Origin of the sequence: Pseudomonas sp. BP8, assembly GCF_017875955.1 — a bacterium.
Lineage (GTDB): Bacteria > Pseudomonadota > Gammaproteobacteria > Pseudomonadales > Pseudomonadaceae > Aquipseudomonas.
Genome location: NZ_JAGINK010000001.1, coordinates 1955386 through 1978171, shown reverse-complemented (window position 1 = coordinate 1978171; position 22786 = coordinate 1955386). Strand labels below are relative to the sequence as shown.

Below are 22786 nucleotides of genomic sequence, written 5' to 3'. Positions count from 1 at the left end.
GTGGTATTGATTACAGATTCATGACGACACTTGAAACAACGCTGGGGTAAACGACTCCCTAACCGGGGCCGTGGTTTGTGACATGGAATTAACGAGAAGCGACAAGTCATAAAGTTTGCGAAAAGTTGCTTTTTACATATCGCCAAGAACAGTCAGCGTGATATACATTTTCGCCGACATAAAAAGAAAGAGCTGCCCCATATAACTAAAACTCTTGGGCGCAGCGGTACTCTTCCTAAAAACCAAAGGAGCAAATCACGATGCGCGTGATGAAGTGGAGCATGATCGCCCTGGCCGTTGCGGCAGGGACCTCGCAGTTGGCCATCGCCTCTTCGCAGGATGAATCCAAGGGTTTCGTCGAAGACAGCCAACTGGGTGTAAAACTGCGTAACCTGTACTTCAGCCGTGATTTCCGCAACAACGATGACGGCCAAAGCCGTGCCGCTGAATGGGGTCAAGGCTTCATCGGCACCTTCGAGTCGGGCTTCACCCAAGGTACCGTCGGTGTTGGCGTAGACGCCATCGGCCTGCTCGGCCTGAAACTGGACAGTGGCCGTGGTCGCGCTGGTACTGGCCTGTTCCCAACCGGTTCGGACGGTCGCTCGCAAGATGACTACTCCGAAGCTCACGGCGCCGTCAAACTGCGCATCTCGGACACCACGCTCAAATACGGCGGCCAGTTCACCGCACTGCCGGTATTTGCCACCGACGATAGCCGCCTGCTGCCAGAAGTTGCTGAAGGCTTCTTGCTGACCAGCAAGGAAATCAAAGGCCTTGAGCTGAACGCCGGTCACTTCACCCGCCTCAACGCCCAAGCCCAGTCCTACAAAGACAGCATCGGCGGCAAGAGCAACGGCGTCAAAGGCCCAGGCCTGACCGAAGCCAACATCTTTGGCGGCACTTACACCATCACCGACGGCCTGAGCACCAGCCTGTACTACTCGCGCGTCGAAGATCACTTCCGCAAGTGGTATGGCAACGTCAACTGGGCACTGCCGATCAGCGACAATCAAGGCCTGGTGTTCGACTTCAACATCTATGACACCAAGTCGATTGGCGACAACCGCACCGGCGCCTTCGTGACCAAGGCCGACGGCACCGATGAGCTCGACAACATTGCAGCGAGCCTCTCGGCCGCCTACAACATCGGCGCACACACCTTCACCCTGGCTTACCAGAAAGTGACTGGCGACGGCGACTATGCCTACGGCATCGACGGCGGCGGCACCGTGTTCCTGGCCAACTCGATCGCGCGTTCCGACTTCAACGCCGAAGACGAAAAATCCTGGCAGGCCCGTTACGACCTGAACTTCGCCGAGTTTGGCGTTCCAGGCCTGACCTTCATGACCCGTTATGTTCACGGTAGCGGCGCCACCACCCAGACCACCAGCAATGGCAAGGAATGGGAACGCGACATCGACATCAAATACGTCCTTCAGGAAGGCCCTGCCAAGGACCTGAGCTTCCGCGTCCGTCAAGCCACCTATCGCTCCAGCGACGGTGTCTACTACGGCTCGAACTCGATCGACGAACTGCGTCTGATCGTCGAGTACCCGCTGAGCATCCTGTAAGCCTGGCTTGCAGTGCCCCGCACTTGAAAAGCCCGGCGATCACGCCGGGCTTTTTCTTGGCTGACAACTGCCCCGCTGTGGGGCATCCTGTACGCTTTCGTTTCGCCCCCGTAGAATGCGGGGTCATTTCAACGTCTTAGGCAATCGACACGGCCCCCCATGCGCACCAGTCAATATTTGCTCGCCACCCAAAAAGAAACCCCTGCCGACGCAGTGGTCATCAGCCACCAGCTCATGCTGCGTGCCGGCATGATCCGCAAACTGGCCTCCGGCCTGTACACCTGGCTGCCGATGGGCCTGCGGGTAATGCGCAAGGTCGAAGCCGTGGTCCGCGAGGAAATGAACGCCGCCGGCGCCCTGGAAGTACTGATGCCAAGCATCCAGCCTGCCGAGCTGTGGCAGGAATCTGGCCGCTGGGAGCAATACGGCCCTGAGCTGCTGCGCCTGAAAGACCGTCACGGTCGTGAATTCTGCGTCGGACCGACCCACGAAGAGGTCATCACCGACCTCGCGCGCAACGAGCTGGCCAGCTATAAACAGCTGCCGCTGAACATGTACCAGATCCAGACCAAGTTCCGTGACGAGATCCGTCCGCGCTTCGGCCTGATGCGCGGCCGCGAATTCATCATGAAGGACGCCTACTCCTTCCATGCCGACCAGGCTTCCCTGCAGGAAACCTACGACCGCATGCACCAGGCGTACTCCAACATCTTTACCCGCCTGGGCCTGGACTTCCGTCCGGTGCAGGCCGATACCGGCTCCATCGGCGGCAGCTACTCGCATGAATTCCACGTCCTGGCCTCCTCCGGCGAAGACGACGTGATCTTCAGCGACAGCTCCGACTACGCCGCCAACATCGAGAAGGCCGAGGCCATTCCGCGCGAGACCGTGCGCCCAGCCCCTGCCGAGGAGCTGCGCCTGGTCGACACCCCGGACGCCAAGACCATCGCGCAACTGGTCGAGAACTATGGCCTGGCGATCGAGAAGACCGTCAAGACCCTGATCGTGCGTGGCGCCGAAGAGGGCAAGCTGGTTGCCCTGGTAGTACGCGGCGACCACGAACTGAACGAAATCAAGGCCACCAAGCTTGAGCAGGTCGCTGACCCGCTGGTGATGGCCACCGACGCCGAACTGCGTGACGCCATTGGCGCCGGCGCCGGCTCCCTGGGCCCGATGAACCTGCCGCTGGACTGCGTGATTGACCGCTCGGTTGCCTTGATGAGCGACTTCGGCATCGGCGCCAACCTCGACGACAAGCACTACTTCGGCGTCAACTGGGAACGCGACCTGCCGGTCCCACAGGTCGCTGACCTGCGTAACGTCGTCGAAGGCGACCCGAGCCCGGATGGCCAGGGTACCCTGGTGATCAAGCGCGGCATCGAAGTCGGCCACATCTTCCAGCTCGGCACCAAGTACAGCGAGGCGCTCAAGTGCCAGGTACTGGGCGAGAACGGCAAACCGGTGGTGCTGTCCATGGGCTGCTACGGCATTGGCGTGTCGCGCGTGGTCGCGGCTGCCATCGAGCAGAGCTACGACGACAAGGGCATCATCTGGAACGATGCCCTGGCACCTTTCCAGATCGCCCTGGTGCCGCTGCGCTACGAGACCGAAGTGGTCCGCGAAGCGACCGACAAGCTGTATGCCGAGCTCACCGCCGCCGGTTACGAAGTGCTGCTGGACGACCGTGACAAGAAAACCAGCCCAGGCATCAAGTTCGCCGACATGGAACTGATCGGCATCCCGCACCGGATCGTGGTCAGTGACCGCGGCCTGGCCGAGGGTAACCTGGAATACAAGCACCGCACCGAGCAGGATGCCCAAGTGTTGCCGCTGAACGAGGCGCTGACCTTCCTGCAAGCCCGCATCCGCCGCTGATAGCCCAATGCGCGAGTGATCATGTACAAGCGAAGTACCTTTACCCTGGGGGGCGCCGCACTCTGCGGCGCCCTGTTCGTCAGCGGCTGCGCCAACCAGATGTCCCAGCGTAGCGAGCATGAGGAACGCGTCGAGCGCAAACAGCTCGAACACAGTCTGCAAATCGACGTCGGCGAGCCCAAGGTAATGGAGCTTCCCCAGCGGCGCGTGCGGGTCCACGAGCAGCAGCGCTTCGAAGTCACCGAGTTCGAAGTGACCCGCCGCTATGACCGCTATACGCCCTACCAGCCTTGGCGGGAGGTCTACGAGATCCCGCTGGGTGCGGTGGCGGTGGTCGCCGGGATTGGCGCCAACGTGGTCAATATTTTCGCCTTGGGCAATCTGCCGGACAGCATCACGCATGACTGGCTGAGCTACGGCGTGGCCGGGATCAACCCGTTCATGAACGTGCAGTCCAACGGTCGCGCCCAGCAGAATCTGGCCGGGATCAGCGAGGTGGAGAAAGACAAGCGCGAGGAGTACACCAGTTTGCCCTGGAGCGAGCGCCTGGTCGAAGTCAAGGCCGGCAAGCTCAATCACGAGCTGACCACCGATCGCAACGGCGTGCTGCGCCTGAACTTGCTGGATGCGCCCTTCTCCGAGCAGAACCTCAGCCGCATCGGCACCCTGCACCTGCAGGTGGTCGATGAGGACAACGGCATTCGCGGCGATGCCAGTCTGCTGGTCAGTGGCAACCTGCGCAGTAAGCTGCTGGAAGCCCATGAGCTGATTTTCGATGACCTTGAGGACGACGATGTCGGCCAATGGGTGCATCGGATCAAGCGCTTGTCCGAACTGGGGCTGGAAGAGGAAGCAAGCGAGCTGGAGCAGAGCCTGATCGAACTCACGCGCAATGATCCGGAGCTGCAGCAGGAGTTTCTTCAGGCGCTGACCAAACAGGCCGGGCGACTGGTAGCTGATCCAGGCGCGCGCTAGGCCTGGCTATCTTGGGGCCGCTGCGCGCCCCTTTCGCGATACAAGGCCGCTGCCACTGGGTAAACACAGAACCTGTGGGAGCGGCCTTGTGTCGCGAAGGGGGCGCGCAGCGGCCCTGACATTTCGACCGCAAGCGCCGATCAAGCGTCCGGAAACAACTCCATCTGCTCATGCGCCCCACGCAGATCCCGCAGCCGCACGCCCACTCCCAGCAAGCGCACCGGCTTGCCACCGCGGGCAAATGCCTGACTCAACAACTGCCGATAGCTCTCCAGATCCCGCCCCGCGCCCGCCTGCTCCAGGGTCGTCTGGCTGAAATCATGAAACTTGACCTTCACGAACGGCTTGTCCGCCTTGTAGCTGCTGTCCATCCGCGCCACTCGCTCATTCAAGCTGTCCAATAGCGCCGGAAGCCGGCCAAGGCAACTCTCAAGGTCAGGCAGGTCAGTGTCATAGGTGTTCTCGACGCTTACCGATTGACGCCGGCTGTCATTGTGCACCACCCGCTCGTCAATCCCCCGCGCCAGCCCCCACAAACGCTCACCAAAACTGCCAAACTCGCGCACCAGGGCCAACTTTGACCAGTCGCGCATGTCCATGCAGGTCTCGATACCCAAGCGGGTCAACTTGTCGGCCGTCACTTTGCCCACTCCATGCAGACGCGCAACCGGCAAGGCGGCAACAAATGCTTCAACCTCCCCCGGGGTGATCACGAACAGTCCGTTAGGCTTGCGCCAATCGCTGGCAATCTTGGCCAGGAACTTGTTTGGGGCGACGCCCGCCGAGACGGTGATGTGCAAGGTCCTCGCCACTCGCTTGCGGATGTCTTCGGCAATGCGCGTGGCACTGCCGGCAAACCATTGACTGTCACTGACGTCCAGATAGGCCTCATCCAGCGACAGCGGCTCGATCAGCTCGGTGTAGTCACGAAAAATTGCATGGATCTCTCGCGAAGCTTCGCGATAGGCCTCAAAGCGTGGCTTGACGATCAACAGGTCGGGGCACAGCTTCAGGGCATGGCGCGACGACATGGCAGAGCGCACCCCATACGCGCGCGCCTCATAATTGCAGGTCGCAATCACCCCGCGTCGCTCGGCAGAACCGCCCACCGCCATCGGCCGCCCGGCCAGGCGCGGGTCGTCACGCATTTCGATCGCAGCGTAAAAGCAGTCGCAGTCGATGTGAATGATCTTGCGCAAGGACATGGATGACCGTCAGCACTGTAAATTCATACAGATATTACCGCATGCGTTACCTGCTGAGACAGTAACGCCTGGCGAGCACTCGACAATTGGCCTACAAGCCCCGCCGTTGCTGAGCCGCAGGCCGAATCTGGACGCTAACAGATTGAACGGAAAAGAATTTTTCTCAGAAATAGCTTGACTCTGTGCGGCGAATCCGTAGAATTCATCTCAACAGGCGCGGGATGGAGCAGCCTGGTAGCTCGTCGGGCTCATAACCCGAAGGTCGTCGGTTCAAATCCGGCTCCCGCAACCAGATATAGAAAAAGGCCACTGTCTCGACAGTGGCCTTTTTCGTTGTCCGCAATAAAGCCTCCGGAAATAAATTCAGCAAAATCAAAGGCTAACGTTTGACACTCGGTCAAATTCGCGTATAGTCCACCTCACTGACGCGGGATGGAGCAGTTTGGTAGCTCGTCGGGCTCATAACCCGAAGGTCGTTGGTTCAAATCCAGCTCCCGCAACCAGATTCAAGAAAAGGCCACTGTGCAAACAGTGGCCTTTTTTATTGCCTACGAATAAGCCCGCACGATAATTTGACTAAAATCAAAGATTAACCTTGACGGCAGTTCAGATATCCGTAGAATGCGCACCACTGACGCGGGATGGAGCAGTCTGGTAGCTCGTCGGGCTCATAACCCGAAGGTCGTCGGTTCAAATCCGGCTCCCGCAACCAAATCGTCAGAACAAACCCCGAACTGTTTCAAACAGTTCGGGGTTTGTTGTTTCTGGGGTTTGACTCCCTCTCTTGCCTGCCCCTCCCCTCGCCTGACTGTCCCGCTGCCTGTCCCACATGGATGAACTATCTTTAACCCTGGCGGACGGCTGAAAGCGTCTCCGCCCGGAGTAATATCTGGATACGTTTTCCTAAGGGACTTCCACTTGGCCGCACCTTCCCCCTACCTCGCGCTATCGGCCCGAGGTAACCCATGACTGCCCACACGCCAGAGTCACCGACGCCACTCACTGCCGCGCTGCCTGCCGCTGCCCAGCGTCTGCCTTGGCTGGAGCGGATGAGTCGCTATCGCCAACCGATCGGCCTGGCCCTGACCTTGCTGCTGTTCGGCATGGCCCTAGTCGCCTGCCGCCACCTGCTCAGCGAACTGGACATCTACGCTCTGCACGACGCCCTGCTCAGCGTGCCGAGTACCTCGCTGCTCGGTGCCCTGCTGGCAACCTTGGTGGGTTTCGTCATCCTGCTCGGCTATGAATGGTCGGCCAGCCGCTACGCTGCCGTGCAACTGCCCACCCGCACCTTGGTAATGGGTGGCTTCAGCGCCTTTGCCATCGGCAATGCCATTGGCTTGTCGATGCTTTCCGGGGGTTCGGTACGCTATCGTCTATATGCCCGGCAAGGCCTAGGCGCTGCCGAAGTGGCCCGAATGACCGTATTTGCCAGCCTGTCGCTGGGCTGTGCGCTGCCACCTCTGGCCGCATTGGCCACACTCAGCGATCTGCCAGCCGCGGCGAACGCACTGGGGCTGGCGCCGAGCCTGCTGGGTGGCATCGCCATTGCCGTGTTGGCGTTGACTGCGCTACTGGTGATCGGTCTGTACCGCCGCCGATTGGCCGAACAACCCCTGCGCGACAGCCTGTTGGTCCAACTCGGCCGACGCACCCTGCGCCTACCCGGTGCGCGACTGGCCGGGCTGCAGTTGCTGATCACCGCACTGGACGTTGCTGCGGCGGCCACGGTGTTGTACCTGCTATTGCCAGAGGCGCCGCCCTTCGCTGCATTCGTACTGGTCTACCTGCTGGCCCTGGCCGCCGGCGTACTGAGCCATGTGCCGGGCGGTGTCGGCGTCTTCGAAGCGATCTTGCTGGCCGCTTTTGCCGACCAGCTCGGCGCCGCCCCGCTGGCCGCGGCCTTGTTGCTGTACCGCTTGATCTACGTCGTGTTGCCGCTGCTGGTGGCCTGCGTGTTGCTGCTCGCCAATGAAGCGCGACGGTTGCTGTTCGCCCAGCAGGCGATCAAGGCTGCCTCGGGGCTGGCCGCGCCGGTGCTGGCGATTTTGGTGTTTCTGTCCGGGGTGGTCTTGTTGTTCTCCGGGGCAACACCGGAGATCGATACGCGTCTTGAGCACATGGGCTTTCTCGTCCCGCATCGACTCATCGACGCTTCGCACTTCGGCGCCAGCCTGATCGGCGTGCTGTGCCTGCTGTTGGCCCAAGGCCTGCGTCGACGCCTGTCTGCCGCATGGCTGCTGACCACGACACTGCTGCTGGTCGGCGCCCTGCTGTCATTACTCAAGGGATTCGACTGGGAAGAGGCCTGCGTACTGACCTTTACCGCAGCCTTGCTGGCCGTGTTCCGCCGCTCGTTCTATCGCCCTAGCCGCCTGCTCGAACTGCCCTTCTCGCCGGTGTACCTGGTGGCCAGCGCCTGCGTCGTCGGCGCATCGGTGTGGTTGCTGTTGTTTGCCTATCAGGATGTGCCCTACAGCCATCAGCTGTGGTGGCAGTTCACCCTGGATGCGGACGCTCCGCGTGGCCTGCGTGCAGCCATGGGCAGCGCAGTGTTGCTGGTGTTTGTTGCCCTGACCTGGTTGCTGCGCACTGCTCGACCGGTAATCCATCTGCCCAACGAGGAAGAGCTGCAGCGCGCCAGGCAGGTCCTGCTGGCCTCCGACCAACCCGATGGCGGCCTGGCGCTGACCGGCGACAAGGCGCTGCTGTTCCACCCTAATGGCAACGCTTTCATCATGTATGCCCGCCGCGGCCGCAGCCTGGTAGCACTGTACGACCCGATCGGCCCAGCGCAGGAGCGTGCCGAAATGATCTGGCAGTTCCGCGACCTGTGTGACCTGCACCATGCCCGTCCGGTGTTCTACCAGGTGCGCGCAGAGAACCTGCCCTTCTATATGGACATCGGCCTGACCGCGCTCAAGCTGGGCGAGGAGGCACGGGTCGACTTGCGTCGTTTCGACCTCGAGGCCAAGGGCAAGGAGATGAAAGACCTGCGCTACACCTGGAACCGCGGCGGCCGCGACGGCCTCAGTCTTGAGGTGCACGAACCTGGCCTGGCACCGCTGGAAGCGCTCAAGCAGATCTCCGATGCCTGGATCAACGGCAAGAACGTACGCGAGAAAGGCTTCTCCCTTGGCCGTTTCAGCCCCGATTACCTCAAGCATTTCCGTATCGCCCTGATCCGCTTTCAGGGGCGCCCGGTCGCCTTCGCCAACCTGCTGGAAACGCAGAGCAACGAACTGGCCAGCCTCGACCTGATGCGCGCGCACCCCGAGGCGCCAAAGCTGACCATGGAATTCATGATGATCGGCCTGATCCTGCACTACAAAAGCCATGACTACGCCCGCTTCAGCCTCGGCATGGTGCCGCTCTCGGGCCTGCAACCGCGGCGCGGCGCACCCCTGACCCAGCGTTTGGGCTCGATGGTGTTCCAGCGCGGCGAACAGCTCTACAACTTCCAGGGCCTGCGGCGCTTCAAGGACAAGTTCCAGCCGGACTGGGAACCTCGTTACATGGCCGTGCCAGCCGGGCTCGACCCGCTGGTGGCACTGGCCGACACTGCCGCCCTGATCGCTGGCGGCCTGACTGGATTGGTGAAACGTTGATGATCCGACGCTATTGGCTGTACGTGTTGATTCCCCTGCTGCTGGCCCTGGCGGGCGCCGCCGTGTGGTTCTGGCTGTGGACCCGCCCTGCGCCCGAGGCGCGTGTCGAACACTTGACCCTGACCGACGGCAGCAGCCTGGTTCGGGCCACCCCCGGGGTCCACGCCAAGGCCAGAGTGGCCATCGGCGTGCCCGCGGAGCAGGCCTTGAGCGACAAGCAGCTGCTCGACCTCAGCCAAGCCGGCGCAGCGCAACTGGTGCAGGTGATCCTGCCGCCCAATGACTGCGCCAAGCAGCAACAGGCGCTGGACCAGGCCATCAGCCAGCTGTCCGCCGCGCCCACCCTGGTTGCCGGTATCGGACCAGGCGCGGCCCAGGCCTGGCGTTGGCTGGCGACACAAAGCGATGACAAGGCAAGGGCCATCTCGGTGGACTTCACCCTTGAGCAATCCGGTTGCCCAGCGCTGCCCAAGCGCGCTGGCCATGGCCACTGGAGCGTCGCCTGGAACGACAACCCGGATGATGCCAGCGCGGCCTTCGTACGCGATCAGGCCAACGCCGAGACCAGCATCAGCGACTATGACATCCACCTGCCGCAAGTGCTCAAGAGCCAGCTGACCCAGGTGTTGCTCGGCCACGATGGCAACGCGCTGAGTATCCCGGTGGTAGAAGTACCGGCGGGGCAGACCACCGACACCGTTACCCTGTTCCTTTCCGGCGACGGCGGCTGGCGTGACCTGGACCGCGATGTCGCCGGGGAAATGGCCAAGCTCGGCTACCCGGTGGTGGGCATCGATACCCTGCGCTACTACTGGCAGCATAAGACCCCGGAGCAGAGCGCTGCCGACCTGTCCGAACTGATGCAGCACTACCGGCAGAAATGGGGCACCAAGCGCTTTGTCCTGACCGGTTATTCGTTTGGCGCCGACGTGCTGCCGGCGATCTACAACCGCCTGCCGGCCGAAGACCAGCAACGGGTCGACGCGGTGATCCTGCTGGCCTTCGCCCGCAGTGGCAGTTTCGAGATCGAGGTCGAGGGTTGGCTCGGCAAGGAAGGCCAGGAAGCCCCGACCGGGCCGGAAATGGCGCGGATGCCGGCCGCCAAAGTGGTGTGCATCTATGGAGTGGAAGAAGCCGACGAGAGCGGTTGCACCGAGCACACCGCGGTAGGTGAGCGCCTCAAGCTGCCCGGCGGCCATCACTTCGACGAAAACTATCCGGCGCTGGCCAAGCGCTTGATCGGTGAAATCGAAACCCGCCAGGGCAAGTCCAGCGTCGCGGAACAGAACTGACAAGCACAGGGGCTGTGCCGCAAGCGAGCCGCGCACAGCGCCTATGGGAGCAACTCTCTTGCACTAAACCTCAAGCTGGCGCGGTCTCTGTGGGAGCGGCCTTGTGTCGCGAAAGGGCCGCAACGCGGCCCCAGCCATCTCAGATCTCGACCTGGGTCCCCAGCTCGATCACCCTGTTCAAGGGCAGATTGAAGAAGCGCAAGTTGCCATTGGCATTCTTCAGCAAGAAAGCAAACAACGCCCCACGCCAGCGCGCCATGCCCTCCAGGCGCGAGGCGATCACCGTCTCGCGGCTGAGGAAATAGGTCGTGCGCATCGGGCTGAAGTCCAGGTCTTCCAGATGACACAACTTCAACGCTTGCGGCACATCCGGCTCATCCATGAACCCGAAGTGCAGCAGCACGCGGAAGAAGCCGTCACCATACGCCTCCACCTCGAACCGCTCCTGCTCCGGCACCCGCGGCCGGTCTTCGCTGACCACCGTCAACAACACCACCTGGTTATGCAGCACCTGGTTATGCAACATGTTGTGCAGCAGCGCGTGCGGCACGGCATCCGCTCGCGCGGTAAGAAACACCGCCGTGCCCTCGACTCGATGCGGCGGCTGCACGCGGATGCTGCTGATGAATACCGGCAGCGGTAGCGCAGCCTCATCGATGCGTTCGACCAGGATCTGCTTGCCACGCTTCCAGGTGGTCATCAGCAAGAACAACACGGCCCCGGCCAATACCGGGAAAGCCCCGCCCTGGATCACCTTGGGCAAGTTGGCGGCAAAGAACAGCCCGTCCACCAGCAGGAAGCCCATCAGGATCGGCACCGCCAGCAACGGCGGCCACTTCCACAGCAACAGCATCACCGTGGCGACCAGCAAGGTAGTCATCAGCATGGTGCCGGTGACCGCTACGCCATAGGCCGCGGCCAACGCACCGGACGATTCGAAGCCGATCACCAGCAGCACCACGGCGACCATCAAGGCCCAGTTCACCGCACCGATATAGATCTGCCCCTGCTCGTCACTGGAAGTGTGCTGGATATGCATGCGCGGAATGTAACCCAGTTGAATCGCCTGCCGAGTCAACGAGAAGGCCCCTGAAATCACCGCCTGGGAGGCAATCACCGTGGCCAGCGTGGCCAGTGCGATCAAGGGCAGCAATGCCCAGGCCGGCGCCAGCAGGTAGAACGGGTTGCGCGCAGCTTCAGGGTTCTGCAACAGCAGCGCTCCCTGACCAAAATAGTTGAGCACCAGCGCAGGCAATACCAGGATGAACCAGGCGCGGGCGATCGGCTTGCGGCCAAAATGGCCCATGTCGGCGTACAGCGCTTCGGCGCCGGTCAGCGCCAGCACTACTGCGCCCAGCACTGCCACGCCGATGCCGGGATGGACGACAAAAAAACGCAGCGCCCAGGCCGGGTTGAATGCCTTGAGCACTTCCGGGCTTTGCGCAATGCCATGCAGGCCCAGCGCCGCCAGGACCAGGAACCAGGCGACCATCACCGGCCCGAAAAGGATGCCGATTTTCGCCGTGCCATGCTTTTGCACGAGAAACAGCCCGACCAGCACCACCACCGCAATCGGCACCACCCAGTGGTCGATGCCGTCGAACGCCAGGCCCATCCCCTCTACCGCCGACAGCACCGACACCGCTGGGGTGATCATGCTGTCGCCATAAAACAGCGACGCGCCAATCAGACCGCAGCCGACCATCAGCATGCGCAGCTTCGGATAGGGCGCCGCCGCCCGCCGCGCCAGCGCGGTCAGCGCCATGATGCCGCCTTCGCCCTGGTTGTCGGCGCGCAGGATGAAGGTCACGTATTTGAGCGAGACCACCCAGAGCAACGACCACAGGATCAACGACAGGATGCCGAGCACGCCGTCATGGTTGACCGGCACTCCATAGCCGCCGGAGAAGACTTCCTTGAGGGTATATAAAGGACTAGTGCCGATATCGCCGTAGACCACCCCTACCGCGGCCACCAGCAGGCTCACCGGCCGTGCCACGCCCTGCCCGCCTTCGGTGTGACTGCTTGCCTGAACCATCGAGCACTCCTGCAGACGGCCCTCGGGCCGGTTGAATTCACCTGCGCATCAGGGCCTTACCGATACCCCGCTACACTGGCGCGAAGCATAGCGCAGCGTTCGTCGCTTTTCTGCTGGTCAAGCGACCGCGCGCTCGCTAGAATTGCGCACTTTTTGATCAGAGGCGCCCAAAGCGCCCGCAAGCCTGGCCCTTGTTATCCAAGGGGCAGCCGCTTTCAATACCGAGGTTAGCTATGTCCACCACTCCCGCTTCTACCCCGCCGAAGGTAGGATTTGTTTCGCTCGGGTGCCCTAAAGCCCTGGTCGACTCCGAACGCATCCTGACCCAGCTGCGCATGGAAGGCTATGAAGTCGTGCCTACCTATGAAGACGCTGACGTCGTGGTGGTCAACACCTGCGGGTTCATCGACAGCGCCAAGGCCGAGTCGCTGGAAGTGATCGGTGAAGCGATCAAGGAAAACGGCAAGGTCATCGTCACCGGCTGCATGGGTGTCGAGGAAGGCAACATCCGTGACGTACACCCGAGCGTGTTGTCGGTCACCGGTCCGCAGCAGTACGAGCAAGTGGTCAACGCCGTGCATGAAGTAGTGCCGCCGCGTAAAGACCACAACCCGCTGATCGACCTGGTGCCGCCGCAAGGCGTCAAGCTGACCCCACGTCACTATGCGTACCTGAAGATTTCCGAAGGCTGCAACCACAGCTGCAGCTTCTGCATCATCCCGTCGATGCGCGGCAAGCTGGTCAGCCGCCCGGTGGGTGAAGTGCTGAGCGAGGCCGAGCGCCTGGTCAAGGCCGGCGTCAAGGAGATCCTGGTGATCTCCCAGGACACCAGCGCCTACGGTGTCGACGTCAAATACAAGACCGACTTCTGGAACGGTCGCCCGGTCAAGACGCGCATGCTCGAGCTGTGCGAAGCCCTGAGCAGCCTGGGTGCCTGGGTACGCCTGCACTACGTGTACCCGTACCCGAACGTCGACGATGTGATCCCGTTGATGGCCGCTGGCAAGATCCTGCCGTACCTGGACATCCCGTTCCAGCATGCCAGCCCGAAAGTGCTCAAGTCGATGAAGCGCCCGGCCTTCGAAGACCGCACCCTGGCGCGCATCAAGAACTGGCGCGAACAGTGCCCGCAACTGGTGATCCGTTCGACCTTCATCGTCGGCTTCCCGGGCGAGACCGAAGAAGACTTCCAGTACCTGCTCGACTGGCTGAGCGAAGCCCAGCTTGACCGCGTGGGTTGCTTCCAGTACTCCCCGGTCGAAGGCGCCCCGGCCAACGACCTGGGCCTGGATGAAGTACCGGATGAGATCAAGCAGGACCGCTGGGACCGCTTCATGGCTCATCAGCAAGCGATCAGCGCCGCGCGCCTGCAACTGCGTATCGGCCGCGAGATCGAGGTACTGATCGACGAGGTCGAGGAGCAAGGTTCGGTGGGGCGCAGCTTCTTCGACGCACCGGAGATCGATGGCAGCGTGTTCATCGACGGCGACCATGGTTTCAAGCCGGGCGACAAGGTTCGCTGCCGGGTGGTGGATGCCGACGAGTACGACATGTGGGCTGAGCCTGTCTGACGGCTTGAGATTGCATGGGGCGCGTTGCGCCTCAGACCACTAAAATACCCCGCCTACTTGCGGGGTATTTTTTTGGTTCTTCAGGGATTGGTGGGGGAGATGATCTGTTGGCTTGGCTTGGCTTGGCTTGGCTTGGCTTGGCTTGGCTTGGGAATTGTGGGCTTATCCATTTGATGTAGTGGCTGTAATGGCCCCTTCCGCCCTTACGGCGGGTCACTTTTTTTCTTGGAAAAAAGTAACCAAAAACCGCCTGCTCCTGCATCCGGCCCTCCGCTTCGCTACGGGTTCCCTCGCTCCGGTCTTGCTCCGGGAGGACCGCGCTGTACGGCCCATCCTGGGCCTCAGCGCTTTCCGGCCATCCATGGCCTCCACCTCCCTGCACAAGACCTCCACTCGGCCTCCTGACGTCGCGAAGTTACGGGCGGCGTCTGGGCTGGCGTTGTCTTCGACAGTGGCTGCGGTGGTGGATATTCGGGCCTCTTCGCGGGACAAGCCCGCTCCTACAGGATTTGCGCCGAATTCAAAATTTGCGCAATACCTGTAGGGGCGGCGGTGCGGCGATCCGACTTGTCCCGCGAAGAGGCCGGTACTGGCAACGCAAATCGCAGGGCGCAGCCCTGCCAGCCACCCCACAAATCCGCTGGTAGATAAACAAAGCGAGAGCGCAGCGATTCGCCTGCCGTTGCCCTGATTGGTGTAGAGCCAGGCAGGTATGCAATTCCTGTAGCGGGCTTGTCCCGCGAAGAGGCCGGTATTGCCAATGCAAATCGCAGGGCGCAGCCCTGCCCAGCCACGCCACAATTCCGCTCGTAAACAAACAAAGCGAGAGCGCAGCGATCCGCCTGCCGTTGCCCTGGCTGTTGATCTTGATCTTGCTCTTGATCTACCAGCGACTTCAGGAGGCCGAGTGGAGGTCTTGCGCAGGGGGGTGGAGGCCATGGATGGCCGGAAAGCGCTGAGGCCCAGGAGGGGCCGTACAGCGCGGTCCTCCCGGAGCAAGACCGGAGCGAGGGAACCCGGAGCGCAGCGCAGGGCCGGATGCAGGAGCAAGCGGTTTTTGGTTACTTTTTTCCAAGAAAAAAAGTGACCCGCGGTAAGGGCGGAAGGGGCCAGCAGCTCCACCACATCAAATGGATAAGCCCCCAATCTACAAGCCTCACACCCACAACCACCCCCTAGCCCCCGACAATCCGCGAAGAACCACTTTTTTGCATCTATGTTTTCCTCAACGACCATGGAGGATTTCCGGAATGCGATCGGCAATGACAGTGCAAACCCCACACCTGAGCGACTACCCGGAACTGGTCCGAGTCTGGGAAGCCTCGGTGCGCGCCACCCATGACTTTCTTCCCGACGCCTACATCGTGCTGCTGCGCGAACACGTCCTGTGCAAATACCTCGACGCCGTGATGCTGATCTGCTGCAAGGACAGCCGCCAGCGCATCCTCGGCTTTGCCGGCGTCGCCAGTGGCCGACTCGACATGCTCTTCGTCGCCCCCGAGCATCGCGGCAAAGGGGTGGGCAAACGACTGCTGCATTACGCCATCGATGAACTCAACGCCCAACGCCTGGACGTCAACGAGCAAAATCCACAGGCGCTGGGCTTTTACCTGCACGAGGGCTTCGAGATCATCGGGCACTCGCCGACCGATGGCCTTGGCCAACCCTATCCGCTGCTGCACCTGCGCCTGAAAGCCCCGACGCTGCGCGACTGCGGCTAGGAAACGGCGCAAATGGCACAGATTCCCAGCCCCAAGCCCGTTCGGGCAGGTACAATGGCAGGTCTTCCCCTGCCTTTAGCGAATCGTCTCCATGTCTGAACCCGTACGCCTTTCCAAACGCCTCATCGAGCAACTCGGCTGCTCCCGCCGCGAAGCCGAGCAATACATCGAAGGCGGCTGGGTGACGGTAGACGGCGTGGTCGTCGAACAGCCCCAGTTCAAGGTTGAAGGCCAGCAGGTCGCCCTGCTCCCGGGTGCCAGCGCCGAAGCGCTGGAGCCGGTCACCCTGCTGCTCAACCAGCCGGCCGGCATCGACGCCGAGACGGCCCGCGCCAGCATCGGCATGGATAACCTCAGCGAGCTCCATCGCGAAGGCGTGCGCCCCCTGCACGGGCACTTCATCCGGTTGTCCTGCGTGGCACCGCTGGAGCGTGGCGCCAGCGGCTTGCAGCTGTTTACCCAAGACTGGCGGGTGAGCGGCAAGATCGAGCGCGACATGCGCAAGCTGGAGCAGGAATACATCATCGAAGTGCGCGGTGAAACCACCCCCCAGGCCCTTGAGCGCCTGGCCCGCGGGGTCACCCGCAATGACCGCGAACTGCCCAAGGCCAAAGCCAGCTGGCAGAACGAAACCCACCTGCGCCTGGCCCTGAAGAACCCCCTGCCCGGCCAGATCAGCGAACTCTGCGCCAGCCTGCGCCTGGAGATCGTCAGCATGCGTCGTATCCGTGTCGGCGGTGTATCGATGGGCAAGACGCCCCTCGGCCAATGGCGCTACGTGGCCGCTACCGAACGTTTCTAAGCAACACCCCCGCGCCACTCGGCGCGGCTTTGAACAGGATTTGCAGCAATGAACCACAATGACGTCCTGCGCAGCATGCGCTACATGCTCAAAGTCAACGATGCCGAGATCGTCAAGATCATCGGGTTGTCGGGCCTTGCGGTGTCCACCGAAGCAGTCGCCACCTACATGAAGAAAGAAGAAGAAGCCGGCTACGTTCGTTGCCCGGATGAAGTCATGGCACACTTCCTCGACGGCCTGGTGATCCACCGCCGTGGTCGCGACGAGAGCCGTCCGCCGCAGCCGATCGAGGTACCGGTGACCAACAACGCCGTGCTGAAGAAACTGCGCGTGGCCTTCGAGCTGAAGGAAGACGACATGCACAGCGTGCTCAAGTCGGTCGACTTCCCGGTGACCAAGCCAGAGCTAAGCGCCTTGTTCCGCAAGGTCGGTCATGACAACTACCGCCCTTGCGGCGACCAGTTGCTGCGCAATTTCCTCAAAGGCCTGACCCAGCGCGTGCACGGCTGAGTGGTCATGCAGCACACAGTCTCGCCGGTCGGTATCGTCCGCTCTTGCTTCAAAGAGAAGTTCGCCATCCCGCGCCAGCCGCAGCTGGCGCCGGCGGCACGTGGCGTACTGGAGCTGCTGCCGCCGTTTGACCAGGGCGATGCCGTGGCAGGCCTGGAACAGGTCAGCCATGTGTGGCTGCTGTTCCTGTTCCATCAGGCCCTGGAAGACAAGCCCCGCCTCAAGGTGCGACCGCCGCGCCTGGGGGGCAACAAGAGCATGGGCGTATTCGCCACCCGCGCCACGCATCGGCCCAATGGCATCGGCCAGTCGGTGGTGCGCCTGGAGGGGGTCGAGCCGGGACGCTTGTTGCTGTCGGGCATCGACCTGCTCGACGGCACGCCGGTCCTCGACATCAAACCTTACGTACCGTATGCCGACAGCATCGCTGAAGCCTCCAACCTGATGGCCAGCGAGGCCCCAGCGGCGATCGCCGTGCGCTGGGACGACAGCGCCCTGCTCCAGGCTGGCGAGCATGCGTTGCGCCTGGGAGAGCCATTGGTAGCGCTGATCGAGCAGTGTCTTGCCCAGGATCCGCGACCAGCCTATCAAGTTCCACCGGTTGAACGCGTGTACGGGGTGAAGTTCTGGGATGTGCAGGTGCGCTGGCATTACCCGCAGCTGGACCAGATCCGGGTTCTGGAAGTGACCCTCGACAGCTGAGTTTTCGCGCTGACAGTAAGGCAAAAAAAAACGCAGGCCGAGGCCTGCGTTTTTTTTGGGGCGATCGCCTTACTTCTCGACGAACGCTCGCTCGATCAGGTAATCACCCGGCTCACGCATACGCGCAGAGACTTTCAGGCCGAAGCTGTTGAGCACTTCGCTGGTCTCGTCGAGCATGCTCGGGCTACCGCAGATCATGGCACGGTCGTCCTGCGGGTTGATCGGCGGCAGGCCGATGTCGCTGAACAATTTGCCACTGCGCATCAGGTCGGTCAGGCGACCCTGGTTCTCGAATGGCTCGCGGGTGACCGTTGGGTAGTAGATCAGCTTGTCGCGTACCGCCTCGCCGAAGAACTCGTTCTGCGGCAGGTGCTCAGTGATGAACTCCTTGTACGCCACTTCGTTCACGTAACGCACACCGTGAACCAGGATCACTTTCTCGAAACGCTCGTAGGTTTCAGGATCCTGGATGACGCTCATGAACGGCGCCAGGCCAGTGCCGGTGCTCAGCAGGTAGAGGTGCTTGCCCGGGTTCAGGTCGTCGAGCACCAGGGTACCGGTAGGCTTCTTGCTGATGATGATCTCATCGCCTTCCTTCAGGTGCTGCAGCTGGGAGGTCAGCGGGCCATCGGGCACCTTGATGCTGAAGAATTCCAGATGCTCTTCCCAGTTCGGCGAAGCGATGGAGTAGGCGCGCATGAGCGGACGACCGGTCTCCTGCTGCAGGCCGATCATCACGAACTGACCGTTCTCGAAGCGCAGGCCCGGATCACGGGTGCACTTGAAGCTGAACAGGGTGTCGTTCCAGTGGTGAACACTGAGGACACGTTCGTGGTTCATGTTGCTCATCTAAGGTGACTCCTGAAGAAAGACGCAGCGCGGACCAAGCGCACAGTTGCGCGATAGTTTAGGGGTAGCGACGTTATCTGTTAAATTGATTATCAAGATATGTCTTATCGGTTATATAGATATGCGATTCACTCTACGCCAGCTTCAAGTCTTCGTTGCCGTGGCCCAGTATCAAAGCGTGTCCAAAGCGGCCGTCGTGCTGGCGTTGTCGCAGTCGGCCGCCAGCACCTCGATCACCGAATTGGAGCGGCAATCGAGCTGCCAATTGTTCGACCGCGCGGGCAAGCGACTGAGCCTCAATGCCCTCGGTCACCAGTTGCTGCCGCAGGCGGTGGCCCTGCTCGACCAGGCCAAGGAAATCGAGGATTTGCTTAACGGCAAGTCGGGATTCGGCTCGCTCTCGGTCGGCGCCACGTTGACCATTGGCAACTACCTGGCGACGCTGTTGATCGGCAGCTTCATGCAGGTGCACCCAGAAAGCCAGGTCAAACTCCATGTGCAGAACACAGCGCACATCGTGCAACAGGTCGCCCATTACGAAATTGACCTGGGTCTGATCGAAGGCGACTGCAACCATCCCGACCTCGAAGTACAGCCCTGGGTCGAGGACGAACTGGTGGTGTTCTGCGCGCCGCAACATCCCCTGGCCAAGACCGGGCGAGCCGACATCGAGACGCTGTCTCAGGAGGCGTGGATCATGCGCGAACAAGGCTCCGGCACACGCCTGACCTTCGACCAGGAAATGCGCCATAAGCGCGCCAACCTCAATATCCGCCTGGAGCTGGAACACACCGAGGCGATCAAGCGCGCCGTTGAATCAGGCCTGGGCATCGGCTGCATCTCGCGCCTGGCTCTGCGTGACGCCTTCCGCCGGGGCAGCCTGGTACCGGTGGAAACCCCCGAACTTGACCTGTCTCGCCAGTTCTACTTCATTTGGCACAAACAGAAGTACCAGACCTCTGCCATGCGCGAATTCCTTGAACTGTGCCGCAACTTCACCGCAGGCGTGAGCCGCAGTGACGAGATCGTCTTGCCACCGATCGCCTAGAGCAGGATCACACCCCAGACCAGCGCAACCATGACCAGCGACACCAGTTGAGCTGCGCTGCCCATGTCCTTGGCGTTTTTCGACAGCGGATGACGCTCCAGCGAAATCCGGTCGATGGCCGCCTCGACCGCCGAGTTGAACAGCTCGACGATCAGGCCCAGCATGCACACGGCGATCATGATTGCCCGCTCCGCCCGACTGACCGGCAGCCAGAACGCAGTGGGCACCAGCACCACATTGAGCAGCACCAATTGCCGGAAAGCGGCCTCGCCCTTGAAAGCGGCGCGCAAGCCGTCCAACGAGTAGCCGGCGGCGTTGAAGATACGTTTGAGGCCGGTCTGGCCCTTGAATGGCGACATAGGTGTCACTTACCGATAAAAGGCCAGGAGGCTAGAGGAATGCGGGTCAAAAAAGCGTGAAGCAGCAGGGGTTAGCTGCTGGTAACTGATTCAAGTTGTTGCAGAAGCAGCGCGGCCTGGGTCCGGGTTCGCACCCCGAGCTTGCGGAAGATCGCCGTCACATGGGCTTTGATGGTCGCCTCGGAAACACTCAGTTCATACGCGATCTGCTTGTTCAGCAAGCCTTCGCAGACCATGGTCAGCACGCGAAACTGTTGCGGCGTGAGGCTGGCCAGACCCTCGCTGGCGGCCTTGGCCTCGGCCGAGACATCGACCTTTTCGAACGCCTGCGGCGGCCACCAAACCTCACCATCGAGGACCTTTTGCACCGCGTCCTGGATTTCTTCGAGATTGCTCGACTTGGGGATGAAACCGCTGGCACCGAACTCCCGCGACTTGACCACCACGGCCGCCTCTTCCTGGGCCGAGACCATCACCACCGGAATCTGCGGGTACTGACCGCGCAGCAGGACCAGCCCGGAGAAGCCGTAGGCGCCTGGCATGTTCAGGTCCAGCAGGACCAGATCCCAGTCAGACTTTTCCGTCAGGCGGGTTTCCAGCTCGGCGATGCTCGCCACTTCAACCAGGCGTACATCCGGCCCAAGACCGAGGGTAACGGCCTGTCGCATGGCGCTGCGAAACAGCGGGTGGTCATCGGCAATCAGGATTTCGTAAGTGGCCATCGATCTGTAGATCCTGTTCTGTGCCAGGCGCATGAGGGGTAGATAAGGCGCCGGGCAGGCAACTCAAGGCGCGGACGGCAGAGCCGCCGGCCGGTAAGGCACGGCGAAGTCCGGTCGCGCCCGAATCGGCGCCAAGGATGCCGAGCACGGTCAGGGTGGTCAAGCCAAAAGCCCCGCCGTACTCGCCCACCCTGGCTGCCAGCCCGCTCATTATGACCCAATCTGCCAAGCCTGCCCCTTGGACTATAGGAAGGTATGCAAACGCTGGTGGGCTTCGTCCTGAAGATCCAGCGGCAAATGCCGCTTGGCACTCAGGTAATGCAGGCTGAACACATCCAGGTAGGCATCCAGGGCTTGCGAGGCGCGCTGGTCGCCGGCAAGGTCCAGGCACATGGCGGCCACTTCGGCGGTGCAGAAATGATCATCGCGCTTGGAGCGGCGCAGCCGATAGCGGGACATCTGCTCGGCCTCCAGACTCAGCACCGGAAAGCGATCCAGATAGGGGCTCTTGCGAAACATCTTGCGCGCTTCAGTCCAGGTCGCGTCGAGCAGGATGAACAATGGGCGCTTGCCGGGCGCCAGGCTGACCTCGGTGACCACTCGCTCCTGGGCGACGAACTCACCGGGAAAGACGATGTAAGGCTGCCACTGTGGCTGTTCCAGCAGCGCCAGCAGGTTGGGGTCGACTGCGGTACGCTGCCAGCCGAAGGCTGACGTGTCTTCGACCAGGTCGGCAATCAGCCAGCCCGTGTTGGTCGGCTTCAGCGGCTCGGTGTCATGCATCAACAGGCAAACGCCCGCTTCGGCCGGGACCTTGGGCTTCAATGCACACAGGCAATGGCTGGCAATCACCCGGCACTGCGGGCAGCGCACGGCGCGCGAGCCGCGGGCAATGAAAGGCTTGACGCTGCGCGCCAGGCGCTCGGCGCGCAGGCGCGCTACCGCATGGCTCATGATGGCAAGCCGCTGGACAGATAAGAAATAGGCACTGCGATGACTCGACGAAAAACCGGCCGACAGTCTACCAGAGCGGCCGTCATTTGCCGTGCAGCCGGGCCGCTACGGGCTTTATAATCGATGACACGGCGCTCATGGAACGCCGACCGTGGGCGAAGGTCAAACCGCCAGTCATCGAACCAGGAGAGATTCATGCTGCGTCTTATCATCCCGACCCTGAGCCTGCTGCTCACTCTGCCGCTGGCGGCCCAGGCGGCTTCCAAGCAGGACTACGAGCTGAACCAGATGCTGCAGAAGGTCGCCAAGGAAAGCAGCGTCGGCACCCCGCGAGCGATCAACGAGGACATCCTCGATCAGGGCTACACCGTTGAAGGCAAGGCGCTGGTCAATCACTTGAGCGTGCGCCAGGAGCACGCCGCGCGCATGCAGTCCAACCCGCAGCAGGTTCGCAGCCAGCTGGGTGACAGCGTCTGCCGCAACAACGGCTACCGCCAATTGCTTTCCAAGGGCGCCGTGCTGGTCTATCGCTTCACGGTCTACAAGAGCAACAGCCCGGTCATGGATCAGGCTTTTGATGCCGCCAGCTGTGTTGACGGCAACAAGAAGAAAAAGTGATTCAGCCACGCTGATCACTTATTTGTTGACGCGCCGCTGATCCTCATCGGCGCGCAACTCTGCCAGCAGCGCCTGCAGGTAGCGAGAGTGCACCTCGGCGCCACCCAACCTTCGCCGACACTCCGCTTCGATACTCAGGTGATGAGCCCGCGCCGCATTCTCCAGCAGCCTGAACAGGTGCTGGTCTACCTCGATGACCAATCGACGCATGTAGCCACCTCCTGCCTCGAGCCCTCTGCCCCCAGTTAACCAAAGCCGCGCGACCATGGTGAGCCATCCGACCAGCGGCCTTTGCTGCACTGCACCCGGCAAGATCAGGCGTCAGGGTCTAGATTGATAACCAACACCTGCGGTTTTTCGGCGCGC

The 22786-nt window shown here is 61.8% G+C and carries 19 protein-coding genes and 3 tRNA genes; 15 read left to right on the top strand and 7 right to left on the bottom strand.

The features are described from left to right. Positions 1 to 260 precede the first annotated feature (260 nt). The 3 genes from J3B00_RS08630 (at position 261) to J3B00_RS08620 (ending at position 4421) form a co-directional block, all read left to right on the top strand. Entirely contained in the window at positions 261 to 1571 is a 1311-nt protein-coding gene (locus tag J3B00_RS08630) for an OprD family porin (RefSeq protein WP_209866702.1), read from the top strand. A gap of 159 nt (positions 1572 to 1730) precedes the next feature. Next, a complete protein-coding gene (locus J3B00_RS08625) occupies positions 1731 to 3446 on the top strand; it encodes a proline--tRNA ligase (RefSeq protein WP_209866701.1) in 1716 nt (571 codons plus the stop codon). 21 nt (positions 3447 to 3467) lie between these two features. After that, positions 3468 to 4421 (top strand): hypothetical protein, encoded by a 954-nt coding sequence (locus tag J3B00_RS08620; RefSeq protein WP_209866699.1) that lies wholly within the window; start codon positions 3468 to 3470, stop codon positions 4419 to 4421. Between the two features lie 140 nt (positions 4422 to 4561). On the opposite strand, the gene dinB is transcribed toward J3B00_RS08620, so the two are convergent. Beyond that, positions 4562 to 5620, bottom strand: a complete 1059-nt coding sequence (dinB, locus tag J3B00_RS08615; RefSeq protein WP_209874691.1) for a DNA polymerase IV — start codon at positions 5618 to 5620, stop codon at positions 4562 to 4564. A 221-nt stretch (positions 5621 to 5841) separates the two neighbouring features. Between dinB and J3B00_RS08610 the strand changes: the two genes are divergently transcribed. The 5 genes from J3B00_RS08610 (at position 5842) to J3B00_RS08590 (ending at position 10526) form a co-directional block, all read left to right on the top strand. Beyond that, positions 5842 to 5918, top strand: a tRNA-Met gene (locus tag J3B00_RS08610). A gap of 134 nt (positions 5919 to 6052) precedes the next feature. Then, positions 6053 to 6129 (top strand) — tRNA-Met (locus J3B00_RS08605). A gap of 132 nt (positions 6130 to 6261) precedes the next feature. Further along, positions 6262 to 6338, top strand: a tRNA-Met gene (locus J3B00_RS08600). 253 nt (positions 6339 to 6591) lie between these two features. After that, a complete protein-coding gene (mprF, locus tag J3B00_RS08595) occupies positions 6592 to 9234 on the top strand; it encodes a bifunctional lysylphosphatidylglycerol flippase/synthetase MprF (protein WP_209866696.1) in 2643 nt (880 codons plus the stop codon). Further along, entirely contained in the window at positions 9234 to 10526 is a 1293-nt protein-coding gene (locus J3B00_RS08590) for a virulence factor family protein (protein WP_209866694.1), read from the top strand. Before mprF ends, J3B00_RS08590 begins: the two co-directional genes overlap by 1 nt. Before the next feature lie 139 nt (positions 10527 to 10665). On the opposite strand, the gene J3B00_RS08585 is transcribed toward J3B00_RS08590, so the two are convergent. Continuing rightward, a complete protein-coding gene (locus tag J3B00_RS08585; protein ID WP_209866692.1) occupies positions 10666 to 12564 on the bottom strand; it encodes a potassium transporter Kup in 1899 nt (632 codons plus the stop codon). Positions 12565 to 12797: 233 nt separating this feature from the next. Here J3B00_RS08585 and rimO point away from each other — a divergent pair, with 233 nt between their 5' ends. The 5 genes from rimO to tsaA all read left to right on the top strand — a co-directional run bounded on the left by rimO (position 12798) and on the right by tsaA (position 17870). Continuing rightward, the gene (gene rimO, locus J3B00_RS08580; RefSeq protein ID WP_209866690.1) at positions 12798 to 14135 is read left to right on the top strand and encodes a 30S ribosomal protein S12 methylthiotransferase RimO; all 1338 of its coding nucleotides are present in this window, start codon (positions 12798 to 12800) and stop codon (positions 14133 to 14135) included. A gap of 1250 nt (positions 14136 to 15385) precedes the next feature. Next, entirely contained in the window at positions 15386 to 15856 is a 471-nt protein-coding gene (locus tag J3B00_RS08575; protein WP_209866688.1) for a GNAT family N-acetyltransferase, read from the top strand. Positions 15857 to 15947: 91 nt separating this feature from the next. After that, positions 15948 to 16658, top strand: a complete 711-nt coding sequence (locus J3B00_RS08570; RefSeq protein WP_209866686.1) for an rRNA pseudouridine synthase — start codon at positions 15948 to 15950, stop codon at positions 16656 to 16658. A gap of 48 nt (positions 16659 to 16706) precedes the next feature. Next, on the top strand, positions 16707 to 17168 hold the full coding sequence (locus J3B00_RS08565; RefSeq protein WP_209866684.1) for a DUF1456 family protein: 462 nt from the start codon (positions 16707 to 16709) through the stop codon (positions 17166 to 17168). Positions 17169 to 17174: 6 nt separating this feature from the next. Next, complete coding sequence (gene tsaA / locus J3B00_RS08560; protein ID WP_209866681.1) at positions 17175 to 17870, top strand: tRNA (N6-threonylcarbamoyladenosine(37)-N6)-methyltransferase TrmO; 696 nt, start codon at positions 17175 to 17177, stop codon at positions 17868 to 17870. Positions 17871 to 17939: 69 nt separating this feature from the next. Here the strand turns inward: tsaA and fpr are convergent, their stop codons facing one another. Then, entirely contained in the window at positions 17940 to 18719 is a 780-nt protein-coding gene (fpr, locus tag J3B00_RS08555; protein ID WP_209866678.1) for a ferredoxin-NADP reductase, read from the bottom strand. Positions 18720 to 18840: 121 nt separating this feature from the next. Between fpr and finR the strand changes: the two genes are divergently transcribed. Continuing rightward, the gene (gene finR, locus J3B00_RS08550; protein WP_209866676.1) at positions 18841 to 19767 is read left to right on the top strand and encodes a LysR family transcriptional regulator FinR; all 927 of its coding nucleotides are present in this window, start codon (positions 18841 to 18843) and stop codon (positions 19765 to 19767) included. On the opposite strand, the gene J3B00_RS08545 is transcribed toward finR, so the two are convergent. The 3 genes from J3B00_RS08545 to J3B00_RS08535 all read right to left on the bottom strand — a co-directional run bounded on the left by J3B00_RS08545 (position 19764) and on the right by J3B00_RS08535 (position 21802). Continuing rightward, positions 19764 to 20135 (bottom strand): diacylglycerol kinase, encoded by a 372-nt coding sequence (locus J3B00_RS08545; protein ID WP_209866674.1) that lies wholly within the window; start codon positions 20133 to 20135, stop codon positions 19764 to 19766. The two genes, finR and J3B00_RS08545, sit on opposite strands and share 4 nt — an antisense overlap. Positions 20136 to 20197: 62 nt before the next feature. Then, positions 20198 to 20848 carry a response regulator transcription factor ErdR gene (gene erdR, locus J3B00_RS08540; protein ID WP_209866672.1) on the bottom strand — a complete coding sequence of 217 codons (651 nt, stop codon included), beginning with the start codon at positions 20846 to 20848 and terminating at the stop codon, positions 20198 to 20200. A gap of 243 nt (positions 20849 to 21091) precedes the next feature. Further along, positions 21092 to 21802 carry a tRNA-uridine aminocarboxypropyltransferase gene (locus J3B00_RS08535; RefSeq protein ID WP_209866669.1) on the bottom strand — a complete coding sequence of 237 codons (711 nt, stop codon included), beginning with the start codon at positions 21800 to 21802 and terminating at the stop codon, positions 21092 to 21094. Between the two features lie 195 nt (positions 21803 to 21997). Here J3B00_RS08535 and J3B00_RS08530 point away from each other — a divergent pair, with 195 nt between their 5' ends. Beyond that, positions 21998 to 22420 carry a quorum-sensing-regulated virulence factor family protein gene (locus J3B00_RS08530; RefSeq protein WP_209866667.1) on the top strand — a complete coding sequence of 141 codons (423 nt, stop codon included), beginning with the start codon at positions 21998 to 22000 and terminating at the stop codon, positions 22418 to 22420. Positions 22421 to 22438: 18 nt separating this feature from the next. On the opposite strand, the gene J3B00_RS08525 is transcribed toward J3B00_RS08530, so the two are convergent. Beyond that, positions 22439 to 22630, bottom strand: a complete 192-nt coding sequence (locus tag J3B00_RS08525; RefSeq protein ID WP_209866665.1) for a hypothetical protein — start codon at positions 22628 to 22630, stop codon at positions 22439 to 22441. Positions 22631 to 22786: the final 156 nt, after the last annotated feature.

Bases quoted from the DNA above. Each gene is read 5' to 3' on its own strand.
- J3B00_RS08630 (WP_209866702.1), top strand. From the start codon at position 261: ATGCGCGTGATGAAGTGGAGCATGATCGCCCTGGCCGTTGCGGCAGGG.
- J3B00_RS08625 (WP_209866701.1), top strand. From the start codon at position 1,731: ATGCGCACCAGTCAATATTTGCTCGCCACCCAAAAAGAAACCCCTGCC.
- J3B00_RS08620 (WP_209866699.1), top strand. From the start codon at position 3,468: ATGTACAAGCGAAGTACCTTTACCCTGGGGGGCGCCGCACTCTGCGGC.
- mprF (WP_209866696.1), top strand. From the start codon at position 6,592: ATGACTGCCCACACGCCAGAGTCACCGACGCCACTCACTGCCGCGCTG.
- J3B00_RS08590 (WP_209866694.1), top strand. From the start codon at position 9,234: ATGATCCGACGCTATTGGCTGTACGTGTTGATTCCCCTGCTGCTGGCC.
- J3B00_RS08585 (WP_209866692.1), bottom strand. From the start codon at position 12,564: ATGGTTCAGGCAAGCAGTCACACCGAAGGCGGGCAGGGCGTGGCACGG.
- rimO (WP_209866690.1), top strand. From the start codon at position 12,798: ATGTCCACCACTCCCGCTTCTACCCCGCCGAAGGTAGGATTTGTTTCG.
- J3B00_RS08575 (WP_209866688.1), top strand. From the start codon at position 15,386: ATGCGATCGGCAATGACAGTGCAAACCCCACACCTGAGCGACTACCCG.
- J3B00_RS08570 (WP_209866686.1), top strand. From the start codon at position 15,948: ATGTCTGAACCCGTACGCCTTTCCAAACGCCTCATCGAGCAACTCGGC.
- J3B00_RS08565 (WP_209866684.1), top strand. From the start codon at position 16,707: ATGAACCACAATGACGTCCTGCGCAGCATGCGCTACATGCTCAAAGTC.
- tsaA (WP_209866681.1), top strand. From the start codon at position 17,175: ATGCAGCACACAGTCTCGCCGGTCGGTATCGTCCGCTCTTGCTTCAAA.
- fpr (WP_209866678.1), bottom strand. From the start codon at position 18,719: ATGAGCAACATGAACCACGAACGTGTCCTCAGTGTTCACCACTGGAAC.
- finR (WP_209866676.1), top strand. From the start codon at position 18,841: ATGCGATTCACTCTACGCCAGCTTCAAGTCTTCGTTGCCGTGGCCCAG.
- erdR (WP_209866672.1), bottom strand. From the start codon at position 20,848: ATGGCCACTTACGAAATCCTGATTGCCGATGACCACCCGCTGTTTCGC.
- J3B00_RS08535 (WP_209866669.1), bottom strand. From the start codon at position 21,802: ATGAGCCATGCGGTAGCGCGCCTGCGCGCCGAGCGCCTGGCGCGCAGC.
- J3B00_RS08530 (WP_209866667.1), top strand. From the start codon at position 21,998: ATGCTGCGTCTTATCATCCCGACCCTGAGCCTGCTGCTCACTCTGCCG.
- J3B00_RS08525 (WP_209866665.1), bottom strand. From the start codon at position 22,630: ATGCGTCGATTGGTCATCGAGGTAGACCAGCACCTGTTCAGGCTGCTG.